Source organism: Herbaspirillum sp. alder98, from assembly GCF_020179755.1.
GTDB lineage: Bacteria > Pseudomonadota > Gammaproteobacteria > Burkholderiales > Burkholderiaceae_D > Herbaspirillum.
Map to the genome: position 1 here is coordinate 139387 of NZ_JAIUCY010000009.1, position 21381 is coordinate 160767.

The following is a 21381-nucleotide window of genomic DNA, read 5'->3' on the forward strand; positions in this document are numbered from 1 at the left end:
TCAGTACGCGCCGGATTTCTTGAAGTCAGCGATGGCAGCAGCCAATGCAGCTTCAGCGTCCTTGTCCAGTTGCTTGGTGTCTTCAATCTTCTTCAACAGGTCAGCATGGCTGGTCTTGACGAAATTGAGCAGACCGGCTTCGAAGGCCAGGATCTTCTTGACTTCGACGTCGTCCATGAAACCCTTGTTGACCGCGAACAGCGACACGGCCATCAACGAGATCGATTGCGGCGAGTACTGGGCTTGCTTGAGCAGTTCAGTCACACGGGCGCCACGGTCCAGCTGCTTGCGGGTTGCTTCGTCGAGATCGGAAGCAAACTGCGCGAAAGCGGCCAGTTCGCGGTACTGCGCCAAGTCGGTACGGATACCGCCGGACAGGCCCTTGATGACCTTGGTCTGGGCAGCACCACCCACGCGCGACACCGAAATACCGGCGTTGATCGCAGGACGCACACCAGCGTTGAACAGCGAAGTTTCCAGGAAGATCTGGCCGTCGGTGATCGAGATCACGTTGGTCGGAACGAAGGCGGAAACGTCACCTGCCTGGGTTTCGATGATCGGCAGTGCCGTCAGCGAACCGGTCTTGCCCTTGACTTCACCGTTGGTGAACTTCTCGACGTAGTCGGCGTTCACGCGCGCTGCGCGTTCCAGCAGGCGGCTGTGCAGGTAGAACACGTCGCCTGGGTACGCTTCGCGACCTGGCGGACGGCGCAGCAGCAGCGAGACCTGACGGTAAGCCACGGCTTGCTTGGACAGATCGTCATACACGATCAGGGCATCTTCACCGCGATCGCGGAAGTATTCGCCCATGGCGCAACCCGAGTAGGCCGACACGTATTGCATCGCTGCCGATTCGGAGGCGGTCGCGGCGACCACGATGGTGTATTCCATCGCGCCGTGCGCTTCCAGTGCGCGCACCACGTTCTTGATCGACGAAGCCTTCTGGCCGATCGCAACGTAGATGCAGGTCATGTTCTGACCCTTCTGGTTGATGATGGCGTCGATGGCGACGGCGCTCTTGCCGGTCTGGCGGTCGCCGATGATCAGCTCACGCTGGCCACGGCCGACTGGCACCATCGAGTCGATCGACTTCAGGCCGGTCTGCATCGGTTGCGACACCGATTGACGGGCGATAACGCCCGGCGCGATCTTTTCGATCGGCGCAGTCAGCTTGGTGTTGATCGGACCCTTGCCGTCGATCGGCTGGCCCAGTGCATTGACCACGCGGCCGCACAGTTCCGGACCGATTGGCACTTCCAGGATGCGGCCGGTACACTTGACCACGTCGCCTTCGGAAATGTGTTCGTACTCGCCCAGGATAACGGCGCCGACCGAGTCACGCTCCAGGTTCAGCGCCAGGCCGAAGGTGTTACCCGGGAATTCCAGCATCTCACCTTGCATCACGTCGGACAGACCATGGATACGGCAGATACCATCGGACACGGAAATCACCGTGCCTTGATTGCGAATCTCAGCGGTATCGCCAAGGCCTTGGATCCGGCTCTTGATCAGCTCGCTGATTTCAGATGCGTTGAGTTGCATACAAACTCCTAAAAATTTTTATTCGCTTACGCCAGGCTCAGGCTTTTCACGCGGCCAGAGCAGCATGCAGCTGCTGCAATTTCGCGCGTACGGAGGTATCGAATACTTCGTCGCCGACCACGACCCGCACGCCACCGATGAGGCTGCTGTCGACCGTCACCTGGGGAATCAGCTTGCGGCCGAATTTCTTTTCCAGGTTGGCGACAACATCCTTGACCTGCGCATCCGTCATTTCGAACGCACTGACGATATAAGCATCGGCCGAACCTTCCTGAGCATTCTTGAGCTCATGGAACTGATCGGCGATCTCGGGCAACAGGGTCAGGCGGCCGTTTTCGATCAATGTCTTGACGAAGTTCTGGGCTTCGACGGACAGCGGGGTCTTGACGGCGGCGGCAAACACTTCTGCCAGCTTGTCGTGCGAAACGGAAGGATTGTGCGCCACGGCCTTGAGCTCGGAATGCGCTGCTACCTGGGCCATCTCGGAAACGAGATCGGACCAGGCTGCCAGGCTGCCAGCCTTGGCCACACGAAACAGGGCCTCGGCGTAAGGGCGAGCGATCGTTGCAAGTTCGGCCATATTACAGCTCTGTCTTCAGTTGGTTCAGCAAGTCGGCGTGAGCCGATGCATTGACTTCGCGCTTGAGGATCTGCTCGGCGCCCTTGACGGCCAGCGTCGCGACTTCACCGCGCAGTTCTTCACGCGCCTTGTTGACTTGCTGCTCGGCATCAGCACGAGCGTTGGCGACGATACGGGCAGCTTCTTCAGCAGCCGTCTTCTTCGCCTCTTCGATGATCAGCTGGGCACGCTTCTCGGCATCGCCGATGCGCTTCTGGCCTTCATCGCGCGCCGAGGCCAGCTCGGTCTGGACGCGCTTTTCAGCGGCAGCCAGATCAGCCTTGCCGCGGTCGGCAGCAGCCAGACCATCCGCGATCTTCTTGGCGCGCTCGTCGAGCGCCTTGATCAACGGCGGCCACACGAATTTCATCGTGAAGCCGGCGAGGATGAAGAAGACCACGAACTGAGCAATCAATGTTGCATTTAAGTTCACGGTAATTTCCTTCTCAGAATAACGAGTGCCGGAACCAATCGTCCGGCAAGATGAGAATCGGCTGTGAAGCGCGAATTACTTGGCGATGAACGGATTTGCGAATGCGAACAGCATGGCGATACCAACACCGATCAGGAACGCAGCGTCGATCAGACCAGCCAGCAGGAACATCTTGGTTTGCAGGGTGTTCATCAGTTCTGGCTGACGTGCGGATGCTTCGAGGTACTTACCGCCCATGATCGCGATACCGATACAAGCGCCGATAGCACCCAGGCCAATGATCAAACCGCAAGCCAAAGCAACGAAAGAGACATCAGTCATGACAATTCCTTAGAAAAGTTAAGTAAATACAAAATCAAAAAACAAACTGAAAAACAGGTACTGCAAGCCTTGTTAATGCGCTTCGTGCGCCTGGCCCAGGTACACCAGTGTCAACATCATGAAAATGAATGCTTGGAGCAACACGATCAGGATGTGGAAAATTGCCCAGATAGAACCCGCGACGACGTGACCGATAAAGCCGAATGCGGTCGCGGTCGATCCCAGCAATGCGATCAGCAGGAACAACAGTTCGCCTGCGTACATGTTGCCGAACAGTCGCATGCCCAGGGACACGGTCTTGGCGGCGAATTCGATGATATTCAACAGCAGGTTGAACGGCGCCAGCCAGATACCGAAGGGCGCAGCGAACAGTTCGTGCACGAAGCCGCCGGCACCCTTGATCTTGACGCTGTAATACAGCATCAGCGCCAGCACGCCGAGGGCGATGCCGAGGGTGCCGTTGAGGTCGGCGGTAGGCACGATACGGTGATGCATTTCACCCATGCCGAAGATACGGAAGATGCCCGACGCCAGGTCGACCGGCAGGAAGTCGAGCGAATTCATCAGGGCGACCCAGACGAACACGGTCAGCGCCACTGGTGCGATGAAGGTGCGGTTGCCGTGCACGATGGCCTTGGACTGGTCTTCGACCATCTCCACCACCATCTCGACGAAGGCCTGGAAACGGCCCGGCACGCCCGAGGTTGCGCGACGCGCAGCCAGGTACATGAACAGGCTGCCGATCACGCCGGCGAAAATCGACCAGAAAATGGTATCGACGTTCAGGACCGAGAAATCGACGACCTTGGTTTGATGACTGGTGGAAAAATGTCCGAGGTGGTGGACGATATATTCGGAGGCTGTTGGCGCGTGCTCAGCGGCTTCTACGGTCATGGTCGGTGTCTAAACAGTAAAATGAAATAACTCTTAAGCACCACGATGAAGCTCAGCAGAAACGCGAGCCAGTTAACACCGTGGTACAACCAAACGATCACGCCCATGAGCGCGAAAGTCGTAGCAATCTTGATAAATTCCCCGAAGAAAAAGGCCATCGGGTCGGTACCACCGGGCTTACGTGCGCTGACGAAGAGTCGCAAGGCAAACAAGGCGTTGGGAACCACGCAGCAGATTCCGCCCAGAAGAGCAGACCACAGCGCCGGAAGTCCGCCCAGCATGCTTGCCACCAATGCAACGACGACCGTGGTTACGAGCTGCAAAAGGATGATGCGCAGCATATATATCCAATATCGTGCATGCGCCGCACTCATTACGAGCAGACGGCAGCTTAAAAGCCCGGCGATTATAAAGGTTCGATTTCCTGTTAGTCAAACCTTTTACTGCCAGATACCGGCGTTATCTCAGCCATTTATCAGCGAGATGTGGCAAATAGTCTGCGACTTGGATTTTGCGCATTGCAGCAAATCAAGTGCAGCAATCGTTGTGGATGAGAACGTTGTCACCGCTACTGCTTTCCCGGTCGCTGCATTGCAGTCTTTTTTCTTATCTTTGAGCAGGCAGATCATGGCTCGCCGGCACTGACAATCACGGAAAATCGAAATGGCAGCGGCAAATGTAATCAAAAGTCGCCCGCTGCGCCATAAAAAAAGCGTGAATATTCAATGATTTATGGCCTCGGAGCATGACGCTCGCAAACGACGAACGCTTTTTCGGCGCTGATGCCAGTCAGGGGGGAAGTCATCAGATGACTGGGCTCGCTTTTTGGCGCAGAGATGTTGCACCACAGCGAAGCATTTGTCGGCAAAAGCCATGCGAACAGCCTTTACGGTAAATCACCCGCATGCCTCGTTGCCGGTGACAACATAAGTTTCTAGAAACACCCAATAGGGCCCGACGTACACAGGGAAAAGATCCGGTTGCGACCTTGAGCCCGGGCGTCCCTATCAGGCAGCCTTTCTCTGCGCCACCCGTTGCGCCACCAGCGCGCGCGTGCGCGGGATCAATTCGCGCCCGTAGTCGATGGCGTCTTCCAGCGGATCGAAGCCGCGAATCAGGAAGTTGGTGACGCCCAGGTCGTAGTAATCCAGCAAGGCCTCGGCCACCTGTTCGGGAGTACCGACCAGCGCCGTCGAGTTGTAGCGGGCGCCGGTCTCCTTGGCGATGGCAGTCCACAGGCGTTTGTCGACCCGCTCGCCGCGGTCGGCTGCGGCCAGCAAGCGGCGCGCACCTTCGCTTTCCTGCGGGCCGGTATAGGCTGGATGCAGCTTGCCGTCGCCGGCGCGCAGGCGTCGGGTCTCGGCCAGGATCGCTTCGGCGCGGGCCCATGCCTTCTCTTCGGTATCGGCCAGGATCGGGCGGAACGACACCGAGAACGCAATCTCGCGCCCATTTCGCGCCGCCTCACCACGCACGCGCCCGGTCAGGTCGCGCACTTGGTCGAGCGACTCTCCCCACAACGCATAGATGTCGGCGTGCCGCCCGGCAACTGGAATGGCCGCATCGGAGGCGCCGCCGAAGAAGATCGGGATATGTGGTTGCTGCACCGTGCGCACCTCCGAATAAGCCTGCTCGAAGCGATAGAAAGCGCCGTGGTGATCGAACGGCTTCTCGGCGGTCCACACGCGACGCAGGATATCCAGATATTCATCGGTGCGCGCATAGCGCTGGTCGTGATCGAGATAATCGCCGTCACGGCGCTGCTCGGCGTCCGATCCGCCCGAGATGATGTGCACGCCCAGCCGTCCGCCGGTGTATTGATCGAGAGTGGCCAGTTGCCGCGCCGCCAACGTCGGCGCGGTAAATCCCGGGCGGTGCGCCAGCATCAGCTGAATGCGTTCGGTGGCTGCGGCGGCCTGGGCAATGGTCAGGATCGCGTCCGGTCCATTCGAATGGTAAGGCACCAGCACGCGGTCGAAACCGGCGTCTTCATGCGCCTTGGCAAAGCGGCGGGTGTAATCGATATCGATGGCAGGACCGACCGAGGGATGGATCTCGGAGTTCTTGTGGGTGGTGATCATCCCGATGAAATTGACGCTCATGATATTGCCTCCATGACTGGAACTCATTTCATAAATAAAGCGCGGCACTCATGCATCAAGTGCGAACGATGTAGTCGCTCACCTGCACCTTCTGCGGCAGGATCTTGCGCTCCGACAGCCAGTCGGCTGCCTTCTGGAAAGTGGCGATGAACTTGCTGTCATCAGCGCCATGGAACTCCCAGCGTCGCTTGAGCTTGACCAGCGAATCGCGCACCGGATCGGAGTACCCTGCATCCTTCTGCACCAGCAGCTCGGCCTCGGCGGTGTTCTGGGTAATCCACAATCCCTCTGCGCGATACGCGGCATTGACCGCGCGCACGATGTCGGCATTTTCCTCGGCGAATTTTCGGTGCGTCACATACGAATTGAAATCGATCAGGAACTCGAGGTCACGCCCTTCGAAGAACACATCGTGCGCCTTGTATTCGACGCGGGCGATGTCCACGCCCGGGCTCCACATCGACCACGCATCCACCTTGCCCTGGGCGAAGGCAGGTCCCGCATCGGGCGGATTGAGGTAGACGAACTTCACCTTGCTGCGGTCGATGCCATGCTTTTCGAGCGCCGCCACCAGCAGGAACTCACCCAGGCCGGAACGGTTCACCGCAACCGACTTTCCGACCAGATCGGTCACCTTGTCGATGCCCGATCCATCCTTGGCGATGATCGCCGTGCTGCGCGGCTCGACCACGGCGAACTGGGTAAATACCAATGGCGAACCGGCGATCATCGCTGCCAGCGCTGGCGTGGTACTGCCACCAAAACCGAAGTCTGCGCTGCCGCCGGTGACCGCCTGCAGCGACGGCGCGTGGTTCGGAAATGGACCAACCCATTGCACCTTGATGCCATCCCTGGCCAGGATCTTTTCAAACTCGCCCCGGGCGCGCGCAATGCCAGGCAGGCCGCCCCGGCCCCAGGCCAGGCGCACGGTATCGGTATTGCGCGAGCGCGCCAGCGCCGCACCCGGCAAACCGGCCACGGCGATTGCCGCGCCGCTCAGGGCCGCTTGAAGAAGATGACGTCGCGTCAAACCACGCGGCAGATGTTGGTCGTTCATGAAACCTCAAGGTTGAGTCAAAGGGATGCGCGCAGGCGCAGGAGAAATCCGGTGGTCCGCGTCAGGCCGCCAGCGCTGGCGACGGCGCCACGCCCAACTGGGCCAGCAATTGTTCACGCAGGGCTTGCGCCGCGGGATGCAGGCGGTTGCTGCCTGCTGCATGCGGCACATCGTATTGGCCGGCAATGGCGCCGTCGCGCATCACCAGGATGCGGTCTGCCAGCACGATCGCCTCATCCACATCGTGAGTGACCAGCAAGACTCCCGGCCGATGGCGCGCCAGCAATTGCCGCACCAGCGTATGCATGCGAATGCGCGTGAGTGCATCCAGGGCGGCGAAGGGTTCGTCGAGCAACAGCAGGCGCGGCTCGCGCACCAGGGCCCGCGCCAGCGCCACGCGCTGGGCTTGCCCACCGGAGAGATTACGGGGCCAGTCGTCGACCCGGTCGCCCAGTCCCACCTCGGCCAGCGCCGCCTGCGCCAGCGCACGGCCGATCTTGTCGTCCAGACCCAATGCCACATTGCGCCACAGGTTGTCCCACGGAATCAGGCGATGCTCCTGAAACACCACGGCCGGTTGCCGCGCACCTTCGATGCGACCGCTGTCGATCGCATCCAGCCCTGCCAGTGCACGCAACAGCGTGGTCTTGCCGCAACCGCTCTCGCCCAGCAACGCCACGAACTCGCCGCGCGCTATCTGCAGGTTCAAGCCCTTGATCACGGTGCGCTCGCCGTAGCGACGCTGCAATCCACGCACATCCACAGCCAGGCCTTCTGCCTCGCCATTGAGCTTGTCGATTTCGCTCATCACCTGGCTCCCTTCGCGTAATTGGGGTGCCATGCCAGCAGGCGTCGCTCGAGCGCGCGGGCGATGGCGTCGGAGGCCACGCCGATGCCGGCGTAGATCACGATGGTCAGCACGATCACATCGGTCTGCAGGAACTCGCGGGCATCCATCGCCAGCGAACCGATGCCCGAATTGGTGGCGATGGTTTCGGCAATCACCAGCGCCAGCCAGGCCACCGCCAGGGCATAGCGCACGCCCGCCAGGATCGACGGCAAGGCGCCGGGCAGGATGATGCGACGGATCAGCGTCCAGCTCGACAGGCCGGACACCCGTCCCAACTCCACCAGCTTGGGATCGACCTGGCGAATGCCGAGCACGGTATTGATGTAGATCGGAAACATCACGCCCAGCGACACCAGAAACACCTTGCCGCCCTCGTCCACGCCGAACCAGACGATCACCAGCGGCAGCGCTGCCAGAAAAGGCACTGCGCGCACCATCTGCACGCTACGGTCGAACAGCGCCTCGGCCAGACGCGAGAAACCGACCAGTGTACCCAGGCCGAAGCCGATGCCGCCGCCGATCAGGAAGCCCGCCACCGCGCGCAACAAACTGGCACCGAGGTCGCTGATGAGTCGGCCCTGTTCGATCAGCTTCAAGGCGGTGGCAAACACCTTGCTGGGCGCGGGCAGCACCTGTGGCGACAGCGCGCCAAGACGAGCGAATGACTCCCATGCCACTAACAGAATCAACGGCGCCGCCCAGGAAATGGCCAGTAAGGCATGCGGCCCCAAACCGCGTGGCCGGCGTGTGACCGGCGACACCGCAGCGACGGTGGACGCCGGGGGCGAAGAGAGAGCAATCGGGGTTGCCGCTTCAGGCATGGCATTTCCTTCGTGATGGCCTGCGGCAGATGCCGCAACGTCAAAAATGCTAAACGCCTTTCATGCATAAATTAAATAATCATTTCGTTCCAATATATACATTAAACATATTTGAAAAATTGACCGGGCAGGCGCAAGCTCCTGTTCGTCCTGTCTGCCGTGACTGCAAAACCGAATGAAAACAGATGATCTGGAAGCCTTTGTTGCCGTTGTCCGCCACCAATCCATCAGCCGTGCGGCGCAAGAACTGGGAATCGCCCAGCCACTGTTGAGCCGCCGCGTGCAAGGGCTGGAAGGCACGCTGGGCATCGCCCTGTTCGATCGCCAGAGCAAACCCGTGCGACCGACACCGGCAGGACTTAGATTGGCCGAGCAGTGTCGCAGCGTCCTGCGCGAAGTCGATATCCTGCGCGACCTGGCGGCGGCCGACTTGCCGCCCAATGGCAATCTGCGCCTGGGCGTAACACAGAGCCTGGGCGAACTGGTGTTGGGACCATTGCTGGACCAGTTGCGCCAGGAATGGCCCGACCTGCGGCCACAGGTCAGCACCGGTTGGGGCGCGACGCTGGTGGAAAGAGTGGAACGGGGCGAACTGGATGCGGCGGTGGTCCTGCAACAGCGCGGCAGGACCTTGCCCGGCGGGGTGGAAGCGCGGCTGTTGCATCGGGGAGAGGTCAGCGTGTTGGGACGCCTTCAGGACTGGCCCCTGAAACGTTACGGCCTGGCAGACTGCGTCGCCACAGGCTGGGTGCTCAATCCCGATGGCTGTGGCTTTCGCGCCGGACTGGCACGTGCCTTGGGCGCGCTGGGCCTGTCAATGAATGTGCGGCTCGATACTTATACCCGCGACCTGCAACTGGACAGTGTGAACGGGGGATTGGGGCTGGGGCTGATGCCGCAGGCCTTGTATGAAAAGAGCGCCTTCAATGGAAAACTGGCGACACTGGCGTTGCGCGACTTCAAGCCAGAAGCCGAGGCCTGGCTGGTCGTTGGCCAGGGACAGGCACGGCTGGAAGGACCGATCAGGCGCATTGAGACGGTGGTCGCACAGGCATTGGCCTGATTCAATGCTGAAAGTCCATAACCGCAGACGCTGGGTCCTGACTTTCGTCAGGACGACGGGGGTGAGGCTATAACTATTTCGTCGTCCCGGCGCAGGCCGGGACCTAGTGGCTACGACAACGAGACGCTGGCACCTGCTCCCTGTGTAATCTCATCGGCGCCACTACTGCCCAGCACCCTGTTGGGGAGCACCGCCGCCCGTCCATATTCCCTGGGTGAACACGCCATGGTGCGCTTGAATGCCTTGCCAAAAGCACTTTCAGATTCATAACCAAGGGACGAGGCAATTGTGGCAGTCGATTCGCGTGAATTCGTCAAGCGGTCGCCGGCCAGTAACATGCGCCAGCGCGTCAGGTATTCCATCGGCGTCGTGCCCACCGTCTGCCTGAAGCGCAATGCAAAGACCGACCGCGACATGCCCACGTGCCCCGCCAGCTTTTGCAGAGTCCAGTCATGGCCGGGCGCGTCGTGCATGCATCTGATGGCGGCCCCCATCTGCTTGTCGGCCAGCGCGAACAGCCAGCCGATTCCCCCGTTCGTCTCGTCGGACAGATGCAGCCGCAACGCCTGGACCAGCATCATGTAGGCCAACTGCTGCGTAATCAACGATCCGCCAGGTTGTGGGTCGCGCACTTCTTCGGTCATCCGTTGCAGCGACCAGCGCATCGCTGCCTTGTCCGCCTCCTTGCGGATATGCACGATCGGCGGCAGCGCATTCAGCAGAAAATCGGCGTGACTGCCGGTCAGCACAAAGTGACCTCCGACCAGGTAACAAGCGCCCTCTTGCTTCTCATCGGCGGCATCATCCGACTTTCTCTTGGCGCGAAGCACATGGAAGTCGACCGGCCTGACTGACAGGTCCGTCGCCAGCCGGAATGGCGGCCCGGGTGGCAACAAATAACAATCGCCGGCCTCCAGCAGTATGGCTTCGTCAATCCCTTCAACGCTTAGCCAGCATTGACCGGACACCACCGCATAGCACTTGATGCCTTCGTGCTGCGGCCACTGTATGGCCATCTCGCCCGCAATCCGGAAACCGCCTGCGACATAACTTCGGGGCTTGAACAGCGCCAGCACTTCTGACAATGGATCCATATAACTCCGGACGATCGAACCAATAACAAAGACTTTATCGCATTGATGATATCAACTCAAGCACCTACATTGGACGATGCAAACCATCCTCAACTAAATCAAAGGTGCTCATCTTGCGTATTTTCATTACCGGCGCGACCGGTTTCATTGGCACGGCCATCGTGGCAGAAGTCATCAAGGCTGGCCATCAGGTATTGGGCCTGACCCGTTCTGAAGCGGGCGCGCAATCGTTAATCGCGGCCGGGGCAGACGTCTTTCACGGCAACCTGGAAGACCTGGACAGCCTGCGCCGTGGCGCGGCGATGGCGGACGGCGTCATCCACACCGCCTTCAACCATGACTTCTCCAGATTCGCGGCCAACTGCGAAGCCGACCGCCTGGCAATCGAAGCGCTGGGCGCGGGCCTGGCGGGTTCGGATCGCCCTCTGGTCATCACCTCCGGCACTGGCATGGGCGCCATCGCGCCCGGCGTCGCCGCGATCGAGGACAACTTCAATCCCGACCATCCCAATCCGCGCAAGACATCCGAGCTGGCCGGATTATCGGTGGGACAGCGCGGCGTCAATGTGTCGGTAGTCCGTTTGCCGCAGGTCCACGACACGGTAAAACAAGGCCTCATCAGTCCCCTGATCCAGATAGCGCGGGACAAGGGTGTCTCGGCCTATGTCGGCGATGGCTTGAACCGCTGGCCGGCGGCCCATGTGAGCGACGTCGCCCGACTCTACCGACTGGCACTGGAGCGAGGTCAAGCAGGCCGCAGATACCATGCCGTGGCCGAAGAAGGCATATCGCTGCGCGACATCGCCACAGTCATCGGCCACGGCCTGAAGATCCCGACGGTCAGTCTTTCGCATGAAGAAGCGCTGACCCATTTTGGGTGGCTGGGGGATTTTGTCGGGCGGGACCTTCCTGCCTCGGGCCGGCAAACGCAGCAATGGCTTGATTGGCATCCGAGCGGACCGGCGTTGATTGCCGACCTCGAACGCATGAAATATGCCGGGGACTGATCGCGAGAAAGGACGGCAGGGGCGTCAAGTCAGGTAACGACCCTGCCCGAACACTACTCGCTGCTGCCCAATTGATATCGCGCAAGGCATGCGGATCACAACAACCGGATAATATTTCTCAACAGAATGCGTTGTCGTTTTAATAATTCTTTGTATTCGCCGATTAAGTTATGTTTTTATTAAATTTATCGGCGCGCGTTGTCCGGATTTGGAATCCCATTTCACCAAGGCAATACGCAGCATAAGGCTGCCTAACGGCAAAGTGTTGGCTCCAGCTTCAGGAAATGACGGAAAAAGGCAGGAGTGGCGCGGCTGGCGGGGATCGAACCCACGACCCTTGGCTTCGGAGGCCCAATTTCACCCCATATTCATAGGTTCTTTCAGGATTTTTCTGTATTTATTGGCACAATTTTGGCACACTGACGACATACCCACTCAGTGCCGGAAAGCAACGTGCCAACCATCCGCAAAAAAGGCGAAGGCCAGTACCACGTACAGATTCGCAAACGGGGCTACCCCACCCAAACCAAGACCTTCACCAAAGAAGCCGATGCCCGGCGCTGGGCGACCATTATCGAATCCGAGATGGAGCGCGGGGTGTTTGTCTCTCGCACTGAAGCTGAAGGCACTCTGGTCAAGGATATTCTGGCCCGCTACGAGACAGAGGTGTTGCCGGCGAAGCGCGGCGCGCCATCCGACAAATCCCGACTCAAGACGTTGAACGAGGCATTTGGTGACTACCGGCTGGCCAGCCTCAATTCAAGCCAGGTTGCCAAGTTTCGGGATCAGAGGTTGAAGTCTGTCGGCCCTCAGTCCGTCATTCACGAAATAAACCTGCTGAATCGCGTCCTGAAGGCCGCATCGATTGATTGGGGTATCCATCTACCCAATGGGCTGCCAACGGCCCAGGTGCGCAAGCCTACGAAGCCTAGAGGGCGTGATAGGCGCGTGACCGATGCTGAAATCGAATCGATTCTCATGGCAACTGAGTCAGCTGAGTTGCGTACCGTCGTCATCCTAGCGTTAGAGACCGGTCTACGACGCAGTGAATTGGCCTTGCTCGCCTGGGATGAGATAGACCTGGAAAAGAAGATCGCTCATATTCCCAGAACAAAGACTGATGTGCCTCGTACCGTGCCACTTTCCACCAAAGCTGCCGCGGCACTCCAGAACCTCAAGAGAGACGATGGACCAGTCTTCAAGTTGAAGCCTGAATCCATGAGCCAGTCTTTTGAACGGGCCTGCGAGGAGCATCGAGCGAATATCGTAGGTCTTCGCTTTCATGACCTACGGCATGAAGCGACTAGCAGACTATTTGAGAAGGGGCTTAATATTATGGAGGTTGCTGCGATTACAGGCCATAAGACGCTAGAAATGCTGAAACGGTATACGCATTTACGTGCGGAAGACTTAGCAAAGAAACTCGGGTAGCAAACACTCAGAGAGAAAAGACTAGCCATGAAATGTTCAAATTGCGGGGCCGAAGATTCCATCTCCGGCCCGCGCTCAATAGCGCGCACGTACAAGGATACGTCGGTGATGTTTCACGACATTCAATGCGGCTACTGCAAACAATGTGGAGACATCACTCTGGATTTAGTAGAGGGTGAACGGCTCTTCAAACTCATGAAGGAGTTCATGAAAAGAGTAGATTCACAATCCTGAGACGCCTCACGATGACCAATCACGACAGTTCTTCTGACGTTGAGATCAGCTAGGCAATCCAAGCAACATGCGCGGCTTCATCATCTCACTGCGGAGAGCCGCGTGGAGCATGCTAAATTATTGGGCTGGTCTCCACGGGGGAAGACCTTCTTTGACAATATCGGCAACTCTTTTGTCTTGAAATTCTGCACCAGGCCTCCCAGCCACCTGTGCAGCAAGCACCATAGCTGCACGCAAATTCATGGCGGCTGCGGCAAGCAATTGGCTCATTTCACGGCAGAAACGTTTGTGAGCTAACGGCCCCTGAATTTTCGGGTTTTTCGCAGCACTTCCCATAAAGTGACAGCAATACGAGATGTGATCTACAGCGGCTGCCATCCCCATGGCGACCCCTTCATTCACAGATCTAATTCTCTCGATCTCTATCATTTCGAGCGTACAGTATGCCTTGATGTTTTCGCTAGATGCGCTGTAATCAATATTACTAAGCCGCTCAGGCGTCCAATCGTGCATTGCTATCGCGACCTTTTCCACCTGGAGACGAAGAGTATTCAATCGAAACTGCATGCTCATCAGCGTAATTGCACCCAGCGACCTTGCATCTCTTTGAATCAAACGCCGTTCAGATGTTGCGATATAGATTGCCCCAATCAAAGCAGCAACAGTCCCGATAGAACCCACCCACGTCGCCCAATCAGACGCGGACAAATTGCTCCAGCAGATTTCATTGTAGGCTGCCACTCCCACGGCGGTAGCGAGGGCCACCACAGCGTATTTGTTGTACCAACTTGCCCACCATTCCCTCATAACTCCCCCCGTCTTTTTGGGGGAGCGTAGCACAACGAGGTAAAAAGCCGAGTTTAAGCGTCTAATGCGCCTTGCCAATGCGATCAGGGGCCCGGTTCTCTACAAGCGCCGTAATTCAAAACCGTCCTATATTCAAAGTACTTCAAGATACTCATGTTGAGCACGGAAGTGCGAATAAATCTGTGAAGGTGGCCACCTTCACACATCCTGCCCCGAACTTCGGCACTTTTTTTAGCGGCTAAAGAACGGTCATAGGAACTATTCGCCCACAAATCTCTACCCTAAGTACCGATTTTCTAACTATTTATTCCCTGCTAGTAGCACTATTTACCCGCGATTAGGCGAGATCGATAATTTCAGATGGGAAAGGTAAAATGCCAGCCACTTCGGACTGGCAAATTTTTAATACGTTAGAGTGCACGATAACCCGCGCCAGGTTAAAAGTTGTGAGTGGATGATTTTTAGGCCTTCGTTTTTTTACAGACGCTAGGAGGCGCCTGAATTTTTTCTTAAAAATCCGCACACAGCGTCTACTATTGGAGGAGTTTCAATCCGGCAAAGATTGGCGAAATCTAGCCTCCTCAGATTGAAGCAACTTCAGCTGCAACCCCAATATCTGAATCAACGTATGTTAAAAACTCTGTAACAATTAGATCGGCAAACCGCAAGTAGGTCTCTTTTACATCCTCTTTTACGGCAGAAAAAGTCTCATCATCGAATCGATTGGCATGTAGAGATGCTATCTCGAAATTTTGATGCGAAACTTGAGACAGAAAATCGTAAATCGATTCGTGGTAGTGGACACCAACCTTCGAAAGCTTTGCCTTCTCCACGACCGACGCGGCAAAACTTACAGGCTTCCAAGCGCTATACGCACGTTCTTCAGCCAATTTTTCACCCATACCCTCAGCGACATAGTGCTGCGCAGCCGTCAGTCTATGCTTTGCGATGTCTGAATGGGTAAAAACAGCTGCGGCGGCAAGATATTTGTAGTTTGTCTCCGGCTGAAGCCAATCGAAACAGAAATTCAAATGGATTTCGTAAAGAACTCGCAATAAAGCTAACGCCTGATACCAGAGATTATTTTGTACAAGTAAAGAGACTGCATCAAGCGTCTCCTTCACTCGAATTAACGCCGAAAAAAGCATGTGATGGTAGTGCATCTCAGTTTCATGCTTACTATGAAAACTCTTTAGTCGAGACATCACTACGGACAACTTCTCATCCAATTTCTTCATTACATCTAAGGGAACGGACGGCAATGTCAGCCCAAATGATGATTCGAGGAGTTCTGGAAGAGGGGGAGCGATGACCCTAGTCATCTCAATGTAATGCGCACTAGAAGCTATTTTGGCTTTAGTTTCGAACGCAGAGAATGGCAACGGCTCATTGCCCGGTGCGAAAACTATGCAAGGAACCGCGTCGAATTTTAATCGACGATATGCCAGGCACGTGACTACATCGTCAGGACAGAGAAATCGAACAAAGTCGCTCGGATTGACATTCCGATAAAGATGTAATGGCGGCCGAGCACCCAGGCGCAATTGCCGTATTCGACCAAGAATAATGTCCTCAGGAGGACGATCGCAAATGTACTCAAATCCACGAGCAGGGATGTAAAAGCCTTCCCTAACCAGCTCCATCGGCATCCTCGTGGCATACCCTGGAATCTTTCCCAAAAGGTATCGTTTATACAGGCTACCAAAGATCTCGTCGTTCTCCGCCATCCACTCAGGAACATGGATTTCGCTCGAGAGAACTGAAAAACTCTCACGCCTCCTAACAATGTTGCTGGCATTGAGTGGATGCGTTCTCAGCGATGTTTTTTTAGTCTTTATTGAACCATTAGCTCGGCGTTTAATGCGATGCTTAGATTTAGGCATATCGGGATCTAAATTATCCAAAGAACAGCAAACTTCTACGCTGCCTCGCCTAGACTCTCACTCACATCCGGCAACGTTGCCAAACGATCACTAAAGAACATTATCTCGGAGCCGATATACTGTTTTTGAGCACTATAATTTAATCCGTACGATAACGCTTTTGCCATAGCGTACATCGACTGAATTTCAGCAACGTTGTCATAAGAAACAACCCAAGATCGAGAGAATCGTTTTCCCTGGAGCAGATGAGCAATTTCTGCATGATCCTTGTGCTCATAAAAGTTTCGATAAAGCCCTTGTCCCTTCATGTAATACGGTGGATCAAGATAAATCAGCGAGCGGAGTGGCAAAAAATCTTTGCAACGCTTCAGAAGTGACAGCGCGTCCTCGTGATACACAGAGATATGGTTCGAATGGGAAGCAATGCGTTGAATGCGCGCCATAAGAACATCTTTCTTGTAACGTGCATCGAGCTTATAGGCGCCGCTTTGGCATAGCCCACCAATCACCCCGCCTTTGAGTATCCCCGATCGGTTAGTTCGATTCATGAAGAGTGTGGCAAAACCGCGCTCTACTTGCGTAACGACAATTTCTCCGCGCATAACATTTCGCCAATAATGCCATTGCTCCATAGATACCGGTGTATCAGCGATAAGGCGCAAAAGATCTTCCGGAGCGTGAATTACAGAATGCCAAAAATCGTAGATGGCCGGATCTAAATCGTTTATATGCGCATGGCTACATACCCCGTGAAAAAGGAGCTCCAGTGCGACCCCGGCCCCACCAGCGTATGGCTCAAAGTAATGACCACCGGCTAATCCATTACTGACCATAAGTTGCCCTATGAAAGGAGCAAATCGGGCTTTACCACCTGGGTATCGCAGAGGGGTATAAAGCTTTTTTGAAAACATAGATAAGGCGATTTATTTATTTTTCCGCCTAGAGGCGGGAAGCTGCGGAAGGATAGGTAAATGGGGGCGCGCTGCGTGTACAGCCTCTTCAAGTTTTTTCAAAAATTCGTTAACACCATCTGAATTATCTGCAACCCACCCCTCAATCAACTTCATTTCTTGAATTGCACTTAGTCGTTTATTGAACCAATTTTTGGCAATGTCACGATCTTTTTCTATCGGCAAGGAAGCAACGGTTTCACCCCGCTGCCGGTTCAAGATTTTCTTTTCGATATAAGAGGTATCAGCACCAACGCTGGCAAGCTTTCGGCGAGTCTCAGGGTACGCAGAACCTACAGTGCAAAGCTTTTCGCACATGGCTTTGATTATGACCTCCGGAGATTGCTTAGAAAGCTTGTTCGTATCCGCAGGTAAACGTACGACGTTCTTAGCGTTCCCTGCATTGACTGTCGTGGTATCGGCATCCAAAACAATTACCACTGACTTGAAGTAATCGTCTGCCTTCAGCAACCCTACAAGATTCGAACAACCAACTTTGGCAGCAACGATGCTGAGATTACATTCGGTCTTGGCCAAGATCTCTTTTCGTCGGCTTGTTGTGAGGATCGCATCGAGAAACAGCGCCGCTTCTTCATCTTCCACATAAACCTTAACCGTCGGTAGTACCGGACTTGGCTTCGGGGTCGTCAAAAGCATATGCATATCGTTATAGATAGCATCGAAATTGGAGGCGTCTAGCAGCTGAATAGGCAAGCCTCCTTTCAAGTATACGATATTGTCAAGGGGACTACCCTTGATCTGCTCGTTATATATACCGGCGTGTGCATGCTCGAGCATTGTCAAAGAATGCGTGGTGGCAATGATTTGTATATCCAACTGACGCGCTTTGCTCTTCAACTCGGTTAAAAGTTCGATTTGAGCGTGAGGGTGAAAGCCAGCATCAATTTCGTCAATAATGAGCAGCCCTCCTGGATAGTCCGATCCTAGAGTTCGCTTAAGCTTACTAAAAGAAGCGAGGGCCGTAGCGATTGCGCTGAGAGAATCCTGCCCCAGAGAAACATTGGTGCTGTCATAGCCTTGATATTCTGGGTAGACCGACCGTTTCTTTGTTCCTGCAACGCTTTGCGAGACAACGTTTGGCCCATTACCAGATGAGCCAGTAGATATCACTTGATTGGTAAAATCTTCATACAGCTCATAGTCAATCGGGTCCATTTCAAAGGATCGACTCTCAAGAGACCCCGGCACGGCTTCGCCCATTGGCAGCACTCGGGTCATACCCAAATAAATCGTTGGGATGGGCACCTTTCCATCCGCTGGAATTGTGGTACCCGCGACCATCTGGGGCCCTTTAGGGTCATTGCGAGGGACAACACGCAAACGCTCCTCGGAGCCAGAGACATTACTTTTTTTGCTAAATGGTTTCCCATTGAGTTCATATCTCAGCAACGCATAGGGCTTTGCAGCATCGTCCTTAACGTAATCCCGAGCGTAGGATAGCTTTAGGATCTCTTCGGCGTTTGCATTCGGGAGCGTACCGAAGTAGCTGTGGTTCTTCACTCCTCGAGTTAACCCAGAGCCGCCAGCGATCAACGCCAAGATTGTGGATTTTCCAACGCCATTACGACCAGCAATTAACGTTAGTCGATCCGCTAAATCTATCTGAATGCCCCCTAATTTCCGAAACGGCGGCTGGTGAAATCCAATTGATCGAAGTTTGATAATGCCTTTGGACGATACTGCAACCGCGGCATCAGTGCCCGCGGCAACCTTGCTCTTCTTCATTGTTGTACTCATTTGAAAGCTAATCTTACGCAGGATCTCCGCCCTGCCCCCCTTATTTAGCGCATGTACACATTTTAAAGTGTTTTTTCTGGCCTTGAATGTGCGAGGCTTAGGCGTATGGAATGCCAAGAAATTCGCGTAAATAGCAGCTTACATACTCGATGTGCTGCTTCTTCAAATATCGGACCATTTCTCTTGGTAAAACAAAGATGAATATAAAGATAAAGACAAGGTAAATAGGACGCAAATCGCCCAGAAGCCGCTCCCCGCATAGCCCCCAGAAAGGACACTCGAACAAAGCACCGAAAACTCCGAAACAAATACCGATTTGGACGATTCAAGTACCGAATTCGTAGAATCAAATACCGAAAAAACGAATCAAACACCGACAAAAACCGAACTCAATACCGAATAAAGCCGAATCAAATACCGACAGTTATTCACAATCGATCCCAAACGGCCATTTCGATCCCGTCGCTATTTTTCTGAAATCTCAAATTACGAGCGACTCCAGCTTTCTCAAGTAGAGACAGTGCATTCCTCAACGACCGTTTAAATTTATCCATCGGACTTGAATAGCGAAACCTAGCCCGTAACCACTCGACGCTACGCCTTTGCTCAGACTCTTTCGACGTGCAAATATAGGTGAGCAACGATTTCGCCAATGCCTGCTTAGCGCCGAAGCTAAGCCTGGTTGGCCAGTCAATCAACACATATTGATTGTTTGCATAGAGCCTTGCCCATCTAGGATCAATTTCGAACGAAATATTGCCTCTGCAAATTTCCAAGCAATCGATCATATGAAGGGCTCCAGTTGCGGTCACGTCAGTTACATGACCGTTTGATGCTGCTATCCGGATCGTAAATTTTGCATCAGCTAGAGCATCTAATGCGCCGTACAACCAACTATATTGCTTCCCGCCCTCTGTTTCTTTGAGTGCTTTCAATAGAGTAGCGGCGTGTGATTTGATCTTCTGCCTATTCGTAGAGCGCCGACCAAGGTGCATGAGTTGCATCCATAGGTCTCCATCTTTTTCGGATAACCTTTTCCCCCAATAACGCAGGTCTACATTTTGGTTCGACACCAACCTTTCACCGTCCACACGTGCTTTCACACCAAGCGACGGTAACGCAATCAGATTTGATCTTGCCAAATGATTTGGAAGTGCCCGCTTGTCCCCGCCGGTAGAAATTTTATAAAACTCCGCTTGATCACTTTCGCGCACTGTAGAGGCACTTTTAAGCCGAATACGCTCTACAGTCTCCAAGGAAGTTCTGGTTGCAGCAGACTGCGGGCGAAAATTCTCGAGATCATTCGTCAGCATGTCGATCCTTGACACGTCCGATGATCAATTTCTCTATAGAAGATGTCTGTGCGATTTTTCGTGGCCGCCCCCTTTTTCGCGGTTCGACCACAATATCGATGCACGCCGGCTTGGTCACATATTGCTGAAGCCAGGAGTCAACATCCTCCGCACGCCAGAGCAAACGCTTGGTACCAGGTAGCCGGCAAATGGGAGGAAGCGACTGAGGATTACGAGTCGCGTCACTACGAATGCTAGCGACGGACTTATGCAGAAATGCAGCTAATTGTTCTACTGACAGAAGGTTTTGCATGGACGAATATCTCCGAGCCCATCCATGTGGATAGGATCGAATGAGTCCACGGAGTACGCACAACCTTTCTTTTGATCAGGACTTACGCCAGCAATTGGGGCCTGTCACGCAGCTCAAAGGTCATACGACGGGGTAGTCCCCCATGTCGCCCCCGCTCTCCGAAGATAGACGCCCTTGGAATCCAGCCTCACTCTGACTGGTGGCACCTATCTCACGGCGATTGCCTTTCGGCATCCTTTCTAGCCCCCACCATTCCGTTTCAGGCGGGGGGTTACTGAACGACTCACATTCATCTCGGTTTTTAGTGCGGACTTGTCGACTGCAAATCGCAAGACCACGTGCTTTTATATCGAGGAAAAATGCTCTCAGCGCGATTGATTGCAATATTACACGATGGCAACGCAATCTTGTGCGCTACATCAAAAAGCAAACAAACTACGAGTGTGCCAATATTAGAAAGGAAACTAGACTTACGCCTGTGCGATGTTTAGCAATGCGGTGCAGGCGGGGAGCGAATCTTGTGATTTTTATGCGACTAGCGCGGCACAATCTTGGCACAGTCAGTGTGCCAAATGACGCAATTTAATGCTAAACAACGCATCGGATTGCGGAACGCAACCTATTGTATTTAAAGGGGAAACTGGCGCGGCTGGCGGGGATCGAACCCACGACCCTTGGCTTCGGAGGCCAATACTCTATCCACTGAGCTACAGCCGCGTTGAGGGGTAAAACCGAAGAGCGTGAAGGATACCGGGTTTCGGCAAGGCCGTCCATTGCATCAGGGTATTTTGCGTGTCAAAGGCCGGGCATTGTGCCTATAATCAGGCGCTGTCCGGCGAGAAAGCGCATTTTATAGCCCTGCCTGGTCATCCGTTCTGTCCTATGCCAGGCGATACAAAGGGAGTCGACG

General features: G+C 55.0%; 20 protein-coding genes and 1 tRNA gene. 4 read left to right on the forward strand and 17 right to left on the reverse strand.

Annotated features, from left to right (window positions below; genetic code table 11):
- The 10 genes from atpA to LBW87_RS18960 all read right to left on the reverse strand — a co-directional run bounded on the left by atpA (position 1) and on the right by LBW87_RS18960 (position 8639).
- A complete protein-coding gene (gene atpA / locus LBW87_RS18915) occupies positions 1-1542 on the reverse strand; it encodes a F0F1 ATP synthase subunit alpha (protein ID WP_225203014.1) in 1542 nt (513 codons plus the stop codon).
- A gap of 46 nt (positions 1543-1588) precedes the next feature.
- Positions 1589-2122 carry a F0F1 ATP synthase subunit delta gene (locus LBW87_RS18920; protein WP_225203015.1) on the reverse strand — a complete coding sequence of 178 codons (534 nt, stop codon included), beginning with the start codon at positions 2120-2122 and terminating at the stop codon, positions 1589-1591.
- Between the two features lies 1 nt (position 2123).
- Entirely contained in the window at positions 2124-2594 is a 471-nt protein-coding gene (locus tag LBW87_RS18925) for a F0F1 ATP synthase subunit B (RefSeq protein WP_008111589.1), read from the reverse strand.
- A gap of 75 nt (positions 2595-2669) precedes the next feature.
- On the reverse strand, positions 2670-2915 hold the full coding sequence (atpE, locus tag LBW87_RS18930) for a F0F1 ATP synthase subunit C (RefSeq protein WP_006461334.1): 246 nt from the start codon (positions 2913-2915) through the stop codon (positions 2670-2672).
- 72 nt (positions 2916-2987) lie between these two features.
- Complete coding sequence (gene atpB / locus LBW87_RS18935) at positions 2988-3809, reverse strand: F0F1 ATP synthase subunit A (RefSeq protein ID WP_225203016.1); 822 nt, start codon at positions 3807-3809, stop codon at positions 2988-2990.
- On the reverse strand, positions 3806-4150 hold the full coding sequence (locus tag LBW87_RS18940; RefSeq protein ID WP_225203017.1) for an ATP synthase subunit I: 345 nt from the start codon (positions 4148-4150) through the stop codon (positions 3806-3808). Before LBW87_RS18940 ends, atpB begins: the two co-directional genes overlap by 4 nt.
- 666 nt (positions 4151-4816) lie before the next feature.
- Entirely contained in the window at positions 4817-5911 is a 1095-nt protein-coding gene (locus LBW87_RS18945; RefSeq protein WP_225203018.1) for an LLM class flavin-dependent oxidoreductase, read from the reverse strand.
- Between the two features lie 55 nt (positions 5912-5966).
- Positions 5967-6968: an NrtA/SsuA/CpmA family ABC transporter substrate-binding protein gene (locus LBW87_RS18950; protein ID WP_225203019.1), complete on the reverse strand. Its 1002-nt coding sequence runs from the start codon at positions 6966-6968 to the stop codon at positions 5967-5969.
- 61 nt (positions 6969-7029) lie between these two features.
- The gene (locus LBW87_RS18955) at positions 7030-7776 is read right to left on the reverse strand and encodes an ABC transporter ATP-binding protein (protein ID WP_225203020.1); all 747 of its coding nucleotides are present in this window, start codon (positions 7774-7776) and stop codon (positions 7030-7032) included.
- Entirely contained in the window at positions 7776-8639 is an 864-nt protein-coding gene (locus tag LBW87_RS18960; protein WP_225203021.1) for an ABC transporter permease subunit, read from the reverse strand. Before LBW87_RS18960 ends, LBW87_RS18955 begins: the two co-directional genes overlap by 1 nt.
- Positions 8640-8814: 175 nt before the next feature.
- Between LBW87_RS18960 and LBW87_RS18965 the strand changes: the two genes are divergently transcribed.
- The gene (locus LBW87_RS18965; RefSeq protein ID WP_225203022.1) at positions 8815-9702 is read left to right on the forward strand and encodes a LysR family transcriptional regulator; all 888 of its coding nucleotides are present in this window, start codon (positions 8815-8817) and stop codon (positions 9700-9702) included.
- 110 nt (positions 9703-9812) lie between these two features.
- Here LBW87_RS18965 and LBW87_RS18970 read toward each other — a convergent pair whose 3' ends face one another.
- Complete coding sequence (locus LBW87_RS18970; protein WP_225203023.1) at positions 9813-10796, reverse strand: AraC family transcriptional regulator; 984 nt, start codon at positions 10794-10796, stop codon at positions 9813-9815.
- Between the two features lie 113 nt (positions 10797-10909).
- On the opposite strand from LBW87_RS18970, the gene LBW87_RS18975 reads away from it, so the two are divergent.
- The 3 genes from LBW87_RS18975 (at position 10910) to LBW87_RS24075 (ending at position 13468) form a co-directional block, all read left to right on the forward strand.
- The gene (locus LBW87_RS18975) at positions 10910-11803 is read left to right on the forward strand and encodes an SDR family oxidoreductase (protein ID WP_225203024.1); all 894 of its coding nucleotides are present in this window, start codon (positions 10910-10912) and stop codon (positions 11801-11803) included.
- 453 nt (positions 11804-12256) lie between these two features.
- A complete protein-coding gene (locus tag LBW87_RS18980; RefSeq protein ID WP_225203025.1) occupies positions 12257-13234 on the forward strand; it encodes a site-specific integrase in 978 nt (325 codons plus the stop codon).
- A gap of 27 nt (positions 13235-13261) precedes the next feature.
- Positions 13262-13468 (forward strand): type II toxin-antitoxin system MqsA family antitoxin, encoded by a 207-nt coding sequence (locus LBW87_RS24075; RefSeq protein ID WP_225203026.1) that lies wholly within the window; start codon positions 13262-13264, stop codon positions 13466-13468.
- A 117-nt stretch (positions 13469-13585) separates the two neighbouring features.
- Here the strand turns inward: LBW87_RS24075 and LBW87_RS18990 are convergent, their stop codons facing one another.
- The 6 genes from LBW87_RS18990 to LBW87_RS19015 all read right to left on the reverse strand — a co-directional run bounded on the left by LBW87_RS18990 (position 13586) and on the right by LBW87_RS19015 (position 21188).
- Complete coding sequence (locus LBW87_RS18990; protein ID WP_225203027.1) at positions 13586-14275, reverse strand: hypothetical protein; 690 nt, start codon at positions 14273-14275, stop codon at positions 13586-13588.
- 581 nt (positions 14276-14856) lie between these two features.
- Complete coding sequence (locus LBW87_RS18995; RefSeq protein WP_225203028.1) at positions 14857-16158, reverse strand: DUF5677 domain-containing protein; 1302 nt, start codon at positions 16156-16158, stop codon at positions 14857-14859.
- A 35-nt stretch (positions 16159-16193) separates the two neighbouring features.
- A complete protein-coding gene (locus LBW87_RS19000; RefSeq protein WP_225203029.1) occupies positions 16194-17069 on the reverse strand; it encodes a DNA adenine methylase in 876 nt (291 codons plus the stop codon).
- Between the two features lie 12 nt (positions 17070-17081).
- A complete protein-coding gene (locus LBW87_RS19005; protein ID WP_225203030.1) occupies positions 17082-18854 on the reverse strand; it encodes an ATP-binding protein in 1773 nt (590 codons plus the stop codon).
- Positions 18855-19294: 440 nt separating this feature from the next.
- Positions 19295-20179 (reverse strand): hypothetical protein, encoded by an 885-nt coding sequence (locus LBW87_RS19010; RefSeq protein WP_225203031.1) that lies wholly within the window; start codon positions 20177-20179, stop codon positions 19295-19297.
- 933 nt (positions 20180-21112) lie between these two features.
- Positions 21113-21188: transfer RNA gene (locus LBW87_RS19015), tRNA-Arg, on the reverse strand.
- Positions 21189-21381: the final 193 nt, after the last annotated feature.